7 protein-coding genes and 2 tRNA genes are annotated in these 7725 nt (G+C 61.8%); all 9 read left to right on the forward strand.

The annotated features are described in order from the left end of the window. Positions 1 to 146 precede the first annotated feature (146 nt). The 9 genes from accD (at position 147) to AC07SU_RS29245 (ending at position 7725) form a co-directional block, all read left to right on the forward strand. Complete coding sequence (gene accD / locus AC07SU_RS29205; protein WP_016976632.1) at positions 147 to 1067, forward strand: acetyl-CoA carboxylase, carboxyltransferase subunit beta; 921 nt, start codon at positions 147 to 149, stop codon at positions 1065 to 1067. Next, positions 1064 to 2371: a bifunctional tetrahydrofolate synthase/dihydrofolate synthase gene (gene folC / locus AC07SU_RS29210; protein WP_494999050.1), complete on the forward strand. Its 1308-nt coding sequence runs from the start codon at positions 1064 to 1066 to the stop codon at positions 2369 to 2371. Before accD ends, folC begins: the two co-directional genes overlap by 4 nt. Next, positions 2355 to 2999 carry an SPOR domain-containing protein gene (locus AC07SU_RS29215; RefSeq protein WP_494999051.1) on the forward strand — a complete coding sequence of 215 codons (645 nt, stop codon included), beginning with the start codon at positions 2355 to 2357 and terminating at the stop codon, positions 2997 to 2999. Before folC ends, AC07SU_RS29215 begins: the two co-directional genes overlap by 17 nt. A 257-nt stretch (positions 3000 to 3256) precedes the next feature. Beyond that, positions 3257 to 3814 (forward strand): CvpA family protein, encoded by a 558-nt coding sequence (locus AC07SU_RS29220; RefSeq protein ID WP_003212681.1) that lies wholly within the window; start codon positions 3257 to 3259, stop codon positions 3812 to 3814. 41 nt (positions 3815 to 3855) lie between these two features. Beyond that, entirely contained in the window at positions 3856 to 5361 is a 1506-nt protein-coding gene (gene purF, locus AC07SU_RS29225) for an amidophosphoribosyltransferase (RefSeq protein ID WP_058426877.1), read from the forward strand. Positions 5362 to 5426: 65 nt separating this feature from the next. Beyond that, positions 5427 to 6638: an O-succinylhomoserine sulfhydrylase gene (locus AC07SU_RS29230; RefSeq protein ID WP_176998729.1), complete on the forward strand. Its 1212-nt coding sequence runs from the start codon at positions 5427 to 5429 to the stop codon at positions 6636 to 6638. A gap of 11 nt (positions 6639 to 6649) precedes the next feature. Then, positions 6650 to 7414, forward strand: coding sequence for an SDR family oxidoreductase (locus AC07SU_RS29235; RefSeq protein ID WP_176998730.1), 765 nt, complete (start codon positions 6650 to 6652; stop codon positions 7412 to 7414). A 107-nt stretch (positions 7415 to 7521) separates the two neighbouring features. Next, positions 7522 to 7597, forward strand: a tRNA-Val gene (locus AC07SU_RS29240). A 55-nt stretch (positions 7598 to 7652) separates the two neighbouring features. After that, a tRNA-Asp gene (locus AC07SU_RS29245) sits at positions 7653 to 7725 on the forward strand.

Raw genomic sequence — 7725 nt, forward strand, 5'->3', positions numbered from 1 at the left:
AGGTTGTCTGGAAGGCTGAGGATATGTGCAGGAAATGGCCGGTCGAACACCTGACCCCGTCCTGCATGCATCATCGCCACATATGAATTTAGCTCAAGGGCATACGCGGGGCTGTGTTCAAGCCACCGGTACTGGAGAAAGAAAGCATGAGCAACTGGTTAGTAGACAAACTGATCCCTTCGATCATGCGTTCCGAGGTGAAGAAAAGCTCGGTTCCTGAAGGTCTGTGGCACAAGTGCCCATCCTGCGACGCGGTGCTGTACCGCCCGGAGCTGGAAAAGACCCTGGACGTTTGCCCCAAGTGCAACCACCACATGCGTATCGGCGCCCGCGCCCGCATCGACATCTTCCTGGATGCCGAAGGCCGTAACGAGCTGGGTGCTGACCTGGAGCCGGTTGACCGTCTCAAGTTCCGCGACAGCAAGAAGTACAAGGACCGTCTGGTCGGTGCGCAGAAGCAGACCGGCGAGAAAGACGCGCTGATCTCCGTCAGCGGCAAGCTGCTGGGCATGCCCGTCGTCGTTTCGGCGTTCGAGTTCTCGTTCATGGGCGGCTCCATGGGTGCCATCGTCGGTGAGCGCTTTGTGCGCGCTGCCAACTACGCCCTGGAAAACCGTTGCCCGATGATCTGCTTCGCCGCCTCCGGTGGTGCGCGCATGCAGGAAGCCCTGATCTCCCTGATGCAAATGGCCAAGACCTCTGCGGTACTGGCGCGTCTGCGTGAAGAAGGCATCCCGTTCATCTCCGTGCTCACCGATCCGGTCTACGGCGGCGTTTCCGCCAGCCTGGCGATGCTGGGTGACGTGATCGTTGGCGAGCCAAAGGCCCTGATCGGCTTTGCTGGCCCGCGTGTGATCGAGCAGACCGTGCGTGAAAAACTGCCGGAAGGCTTCCAGCGCAGCGAGTTCCTGCTGGAGCACGGCGCGATCGACCTGATCATCCCGCGTGGCGAACTGCGCCCGCGCCTGGGTAACTTGCTGGCACAGATGATGGGCCTGCCGACGCCTGTCTACGTTGCGCCTAAAGTCGAACCCATCGTCGTGCCACCGGTGCCAGCAAACCTATGACCCAACGTACCCTGGGCGAATGGCTCGCCTACCTTGAGCAGTTGCATCCGTCCGCCATCGACATGGGCCTGGAGCGCTCGCAACAGGTAGCGGCCCGCCTCGGGTTGGGCCGCCCGGCACCGCGAGTGATCACGGTGACCGGCACCAACGGCAAAGGCTCTACCTGCGCCTTTGTCGCCGCGCTGCTGCAAGCCCAAGGGCTGAAAGTGGGCGTGTACAATTCCCCGCACCTGCTGCGTTACAACGAGCGGGTGCAGCTCAATGGCGTCGAAGCCACTGACGCGCAACTCTGTGAAGCCTTCGCCGCACTCGATGCCGGGCGTGGCGAGATTTCCCTGACCTACTTCGAAATGGGCACCCTGGCGGCGTTCTGGCTGTTCGAGCGTGCCCGGTTGGATGTGGTCGTGCTGGAAGTTGGCCTGGGCGGGCGCCTGGACACGGTCAATGTGGTGGACGCCGACCTGGCGTTGATCACCAGCATTGGTGTGGATCACGCTGATTACCTGGGCAATACCCGCGAATCCGTGGCTTTTGAGAAGGCTGGGATCTTCCGCTCGGGCAAACCGGCGCTGTGTGGTGATCTTGACCCGCCGCACACCTTGCTCGACAAGGTGCGTGAGCTGGATTGCCCGTTCTTCCTGCGCGGCCGCGAATTCAACCTGGAGATCAGTGATCAGCACTGGCAATGGCGTGGACGTGATGCGCGCGGCCAGGCTGTCGAGCTGCGCGACCTGCCATTACTGAACCTGCCGATGGAGAACGCCGCGCTGGCACTGCAGGCTTATCTGCTGCTGGACCTGCCGTGGAATGCCGAGCAGATCGCCGCCACCTTGCTGGCGACTCGCGTGGTGGGGCGTCTGGATCGTCGTGAGTTCGAATGGCAGGGCAAGCGCCTGAACCTGTTGCTGGACGTGGGGCACAACCCCCATGCCGCCGAGTACCTGGCGCAACGCCTGTCCCGAACGCCGCCGGTGGGGCGTCGCCTTGCAGTGTTTGGCTTGCTGGCCGACAAGGACCTGGAGGGCGTGGTCGCGCCTTTGCTGGGCAATGTCCAGGCCTGGGCTGTAGCGCCGCTGGATACGCCGCGCAGCCGCCCGGCCGCCGAGCTGGAAGTGGCGTTGCAGAACCTTGGTGCGCCGGTGGCGTCGTATGCAAGCGTCACCGCGGCGCTTGAAGCGCAGTGTGCGATGGCAACGGCCGAGGACGAAATCCTGTTGTTCGGATCATTTTATTGTGTTGCCGAGGCGCTTGAGTGGTTGGCCCGGCGCTCCACGGAGGAAGCTGCACATGGCATTACTGGATAGCGCATACAAGCAGCGAATGGTCGGAGCCCTGGTTCTGGTGGCGTTGGCGGTGATTTTTCTGCCGATGCTGTTTTCCCGCCAGGACGAGCAGCGCCAGGTGGTCGTAGAAGCCCCGGCTGCGCCCCAGGCGCCCGCTGTGCCTCAGGTGCAGGTTGAGCCGGTGGTGGTGCCCGAACCTCAGGCGTTGCCGGAAGAAGAGCCGGTGCCGACCGATGCGGAAGTGGCCGCCCAGCAACCGCCGTCTGCGCCTGTGCAGCCGAGTGTGCCAGTGGTCAAGCCGGCTGCGGCCAAGCCCGCTGCCCCGGCACCTGCACCCAAGCCCGTAGCGCCGCAACCGGCTGCGCCGGGTAAGCCGGATGTGGGGCAGAGCCGCATCGACCCGAATGGCTTGCCGATCAGTTGGTCCATCCAGGTTGCCAGCCTGGGCAACCGTGAAGGTGCCGATGCCTTGCAGAAAAAGCTGCGCAGCCAGGGCTATAACGCTTATATCCGCAGTGCTGATGGCAAGAACCGCGTTTTTATCGGGCCGCTGATCGAGCGTGCCGAGGCGGACCGCCTGCGGGACCTACTGGATCGCCAGCAGAACTTGAAGGGTTTCGTCACCCGTTTCCAGCCTGAGCGCGGTTAATACCGCCAGCCTCTGGTTGGAATGCAAGCCAAATGTGGGAGCTGGCTTGCCTGCGATGACGGTGGGTCAGTCAACAGTGATGTTGAATGTGCCAGCCCCATCGTAGGCAAGCCAGCTCCCACATTGGTTTTGGGGTGAGGTTGAAATCGGATATTCCAACCCCAACCTATTGATTTGCAAAGCAGCCGTAATCACAGCTTACCGATAGCCCAGCGCTCTGCTAAAATGCGCCGCCTCATCTGTCCGTAGGCTGCACTGTGCCATTTACCTGGGTTGATTGGGCGATCGTTGCCATCGTCGCCATCTCCGCTTTGATCAGTCTAAGCCGCGGCTTCGTAAAAGAAGCACTGTCGTTGCTGACCTGGATCATCGCAGGAGTCGTAGCCTGGATGTTCGGCGGTTCACTGTCGGTCTACCTGGCCGGATACATCGAGACACCTTCGGCTCGCGTCATCGCGGGCTGCGCCATCATGTTCATCGCCACGCTGCTGGTGGGGGCAATGGTCAATTATCTTATTGGCGAGTTGATACGTGTCACCGGCCTCTCCGGGACCGATCGATTTCTCGGCATGGCCTTCGGCGCCGCACGTGGCGGCTTGCTGGTGGTTGTGGCGGTCGGGCTGTTGAGCCTGGGGCCAGTACAGCAGGATTCGTGGTGGCAAGAGTCTGTGCTCGTGCCAAAATTTCTATTGGTTGCAGATTGGTCCAAGAACCTCATATTGGGGTGGAGCAGTCAGTGGCTGGCCAGCGGAATCAGCGTACCCGCTGACCTTCCGTTCAAGGAACACCTCTTACCGGCCAAAACGCCTCAGTAAGTTGTGTTCAGTCAAGATTCATTAAGTAGGGGTTGCGTCGCATGTGTGGCATCGTCGGTATCGTCGGTAAGTCGAACGTCAATCAGGCGCTGTATGACGCGCTAACCGTCCTCCAGCACCGCGGCCAGGACGCTGCCGGTATTGTGACCAGCCACGACGGCCGGTTATTCCTGCGCAAGGACAATGGCCTGGTTCGTGACGTGTTCCATCAGCGTCACATGCAGCGCCTGGTCGGGCACATGGGTATTGGCCATGTGCGTTATCCGACTGCCGGTAGCTCGACTTCGGCCGAAGCTCAACCGTTTTACGTCAACTCGCCTTACGGCATCACCCTGGCGCACAACGGTAACCTGACCAACGTTGAACAGCTGGCCAAGGAGATTTACGAATCTGACCTGCGCCACGTCAACACCAGCTCCGACTCGGAAGTGCTGCTCAACGTGTTCGCCCACGAGCTGGCCCAGCGCGGCAAGCTGCAGCCGACCGAAGAAGACGTGTTTGCCGCCGTGACCGACGTGCACAACCGTTGCGTCGGTGGTTACGCGGTGGTGGCCATGGTCACCGGTTATGGCATCGTTGGTTTCCGTGACCCCCACGGCATCCGCCCGATCGTGTTCGGCCAGCGTCACACCGACGAAGGCGTCGAGTACATGATCGCCTCCGAAAGCGTGTCCCTGGACGTGCTGGGTTTCACCCTGATTCGCGACCTCGCGCCGGGCGAAGCGGTGTACATCACCGAAGACGGCAAGCTGCACACCCGTCAATGCGCCGTGGCGCCGAAACTCACCCCGTGCATCTTCGAACACGTCTACCTGGCGCGTCCGGATTCGATCATTGACGGCGTTTCGGTCTACAAAGCGCGCCTGCGCATGGGCGAGAAGCTGGCCGAGAAGATCCTGCGCGAGCGCCCTGAACACGACATCGACGTGGTGATCCCGATTCCGGACACCAGCCGTACCGCTGCGCTGGAGCTGGCCAACCACTTGGGCGTCAAGTTCCGCGAAGGCTTCGTGAAGAACCGCTACATCGGCCGTACCTTCATCATGCCGGGCCAGGCAGCGCGCAAGAAGTCGGTGCGTCAGAAGCTCAACGCCATCGAGCTGGAATTCCGCGGCAAGAACGTGATGCTGGTGGATGACTCCATCGTACGCGGCACCACCTGCAAGCAGATCATCCAGATGGCCCGCGAAGCCGGTGCGAAGAACGTGTACTTCTGTTCCGCAGCGCCAGCCGTGCGTTACCCGAACGTTTACGGCATCGACATGCCGAGCGCCCACGAGCTGATCGCTCACAACCGTTCGACCCAGGACGTGGCTGACCTGATCGGCGCCGACTGGCTGATCTACCAGGACCTGCCGGACCTGATCGAAGCGGTCGGCGGTGGCAAGATCAAGATCGAGCAGTTCGACTGCGCCGTGTTCGACGGCAAGTACGTGACCGGTGACGTCGACGAGGCTTACCTGAACAAGATCGAGCAGGCGCGTAACGACTCCTCGAAGATCAAGACCCAGGCGGTCAGCGCGATCATCGATCTGTACAACAACTGAGTAGACACCGGCCCTGAGGGGCCGGTTTTGTATCTTAAATAAAGAATTGAGTAAGGAGTGGCAGCATGAGTCAGGAATGGGATGCCGGTCGGTTGGACAGCGACCTCGATGGCGTAGCTTTCGATACCCTGGCTGTGCGCGCTGGCCAGCACCGCACCCCGGAAGGTGAGCACGGTGATCCGATGTTCTTCACCTCCAGCTATGTGTTCCGCACCGCGGCCGATGCGGCTGCGCGGTTTGCCGGTGAAGTGCCGGGCAACGTCTATTCGCGCTACACCAACCCGACTGTGCGTGCGTTCGAAGAGCGTATCGCGGCGTTGGAGGGGGCTGAGCAGGCGGTGGCGACGGCAACCGGCATGGCAGCGATCCTGGCGGTGGTAATGAGCTTGTGCAGCGCGGGCGACCATGTGTTGGTGTCGCGCAGCGTGTTCGGCTCGACCATCAGCCTGTTCGAAAAGTATTTCAAGCGCTTCGGTATTGAAGTGGACTACGTGCCTCTGGCGGACTTGTCTGGCTGGGATAAGGCGATCAAGGCCAATACCAAGCTGCTGTTCGTCGAGTCGCCGTCCAACCCGCTGGCTGAACTGGTAGATATCGCCGCGTTGTCCGAAGTGGCTCACGCCAAGGGCGCGATGCTGGTGGTCGATAACTGCTTCTGCACGCCTGCGCTGCAACAGCCGTTGAAGCTGGGCGCGGACATTGTCGTGCACTCGGCCACCAAGTTCATCGACGGCCAGGGTCGTTGCATGGGCGGTGTGGTGGCCGGTCGCAGCGAGCAGATGAAAGAAGTCGTCGGCTTCCTGCGTACCGCTGGCCCGACCTTGAGCCCGTTCAACGCTTGGATCTTCCTCAAGGGCCTGGAAACCCTCAACCTGCGGATGAAGGCCCATTGCGCCAACGCCCAGGCGCTGGCCGAGTGGCTGGAGCAGCAGGACGGTATCGAGAAGGTGCATTACGCCGGCCTCAAGAGCCACCCGCAGCACGAGTTGGCCCAGCGCCAGCAGCGTGGCTTCGGTGCGGTGGTGAGCTTTGAAGTGAAGGGCGGCAAAGAGGGCGCCTGGCGCTTTATCGACGCCACGCGGCTGATCTCCATTACCGCCAACCTGGGTGACAGCAAGACCACCATTACCCATCCGAGCACCACGTCCCACGGGCGTCTGGCGCCGGCGGAGCGTGAAGCGGCCGGTATCCGCGACAGTCTGATCCGCATCGCGGTCGGCCTGGAAGATGTGGTCGACCTGCAGGCTGACCTGGCTCGCGGGCTGGCAGCCTTGTGATCGAGTGGTCCATGGAAGCAGCGACGGCCAGTAACGGCCGTGTAGCGTTGGTGACAGGCGCCGCGCGGGGCATCGGCCTCGGTATCGCGGCGTGGCTGATCAGTGAAGGCTGGCAGGTGGTGTTGACCGACCTGGATCGCGAGCGCGGTGCCAAGGTGTCCAAGGTGCTGGGCGACAACGCCTGGTTTATCACCATGGACGTGGCTGACGAGAAACAGGTGGCCCAGGGCGTTGCCGAGGTGCTCGGCCAGTTCGGGCGCCTGGATGCGTTGGTGTGCAACGCTGCAGTGGCTGACCCGCACAACATCACCCTGGAAAGCCTTGACCTGGCTTACTGGAACCGGGTGTTGGCGGTGAACCTGAGCGGGCCGATGCTGCTGGCCAAGCACTGCGCGCCGTACCTGCGTGCTCACGGTGGGGCGATCGTCAACCTGGCCTCGACCCGCGCCCGTCAATCGGAACCGGACAGCGAAGCCTATGCGGCGAGCAAGGGTGGCTTGCTGGCCCTGACTCACGCACTGGCCATGAGCCTGGGGCCGGAAGTGCGGGTCAATGCCGTCAGCCCGGGCTGGATCGACGCGCGTGACCCGGCTGCGCGCCGTGCCGAGCCGTTGAGCGATGCTGATCATGCTCAGCATCCGGCGGGCAGGGTAGGCACGGTGGAAGATGTTGCTGCGATGGTCGCGTGGCTGTTGTCGCGTCAGGCAGGCTTTGTCACCGGGCAAGAGTTTGTGGTGGACGGTGGCATGAGCAAGAAGATGATTTACAGCGAGTGAGGCGGGTGGCCGTCTTGAAGTAATTTTGTCTTTTTCAGAAAAACTTCAAGCAGGGTATTGACTTAGGTCCGTTACCTGCGTAAATTTCGCGGCCTCAACGAAGCAAAGGGTGATTAGCTCAGCTGGGAGAGCATCTGCCTTACAAGCAGAGGGTCGGCGGTTCGATCCCGTCATCACCCACCACTTCTTGAGAGTTTTGCCCCAGGGCAAGACGCAACGTTAAAGGTTGCACCGACGCGCAGCGGTAGTTCAGTCGGTTAGAATACCGGCCTGTCACGCCGGGGGTCGCGGGTTCGAGTCCCGTCCGCTGC

This window comes from Pseudomonas sp. GW821-FHT05H12, from assembly GCF_059419385.1.

What these genes read in the sequence shown, in the direction of transcription:
- accD (WP_016976632.1), top strand. Translation starts at nt 147, where the DNA reads ATGAGCAACTGGTTAGTAGACAAACTGATCCCTTCGATCATGCGTTCC.
- folC (WP_494999050.1), top strand. Translation starts at nt 1,064, where the DNA reads ATGACCCAACGTACCCTGGGCGAATGGCTCGCCTACCTTGAGCAGTTG.
- AC07SU_RS29215 (WP_494999051.1), top strand. Translation starts at nt 2,355, where the DNA reads ATGGCATTACTGGATAGCGCATACAAGCAGCGAATGGTCGGAGCCCTG.
- purF (WP_058426877.1), top strand. Translation starts at nt 3,856, where the DNA reads ATGTGTGGCATCGTCGGTATCGTCGGTAAGTCGAACGTCAATCAGGCG.
- AC07SU_RS29230 (WP_176998729.1), top strand. Translation starts at nt 5,427, where the DNA reads ATGAGTCAGGAATGGGATGCCGGTCGGTTGGACAGCGACCTCGATGGC.
- AC07SU_RS29235 (WP_176998730.1), top strand. Translation starts at nt 6,650, where the DNA reads ATGGAAGCAGCGACGGCCAGTAACGGCCGTGTAGCGTTGGTGACAGGC.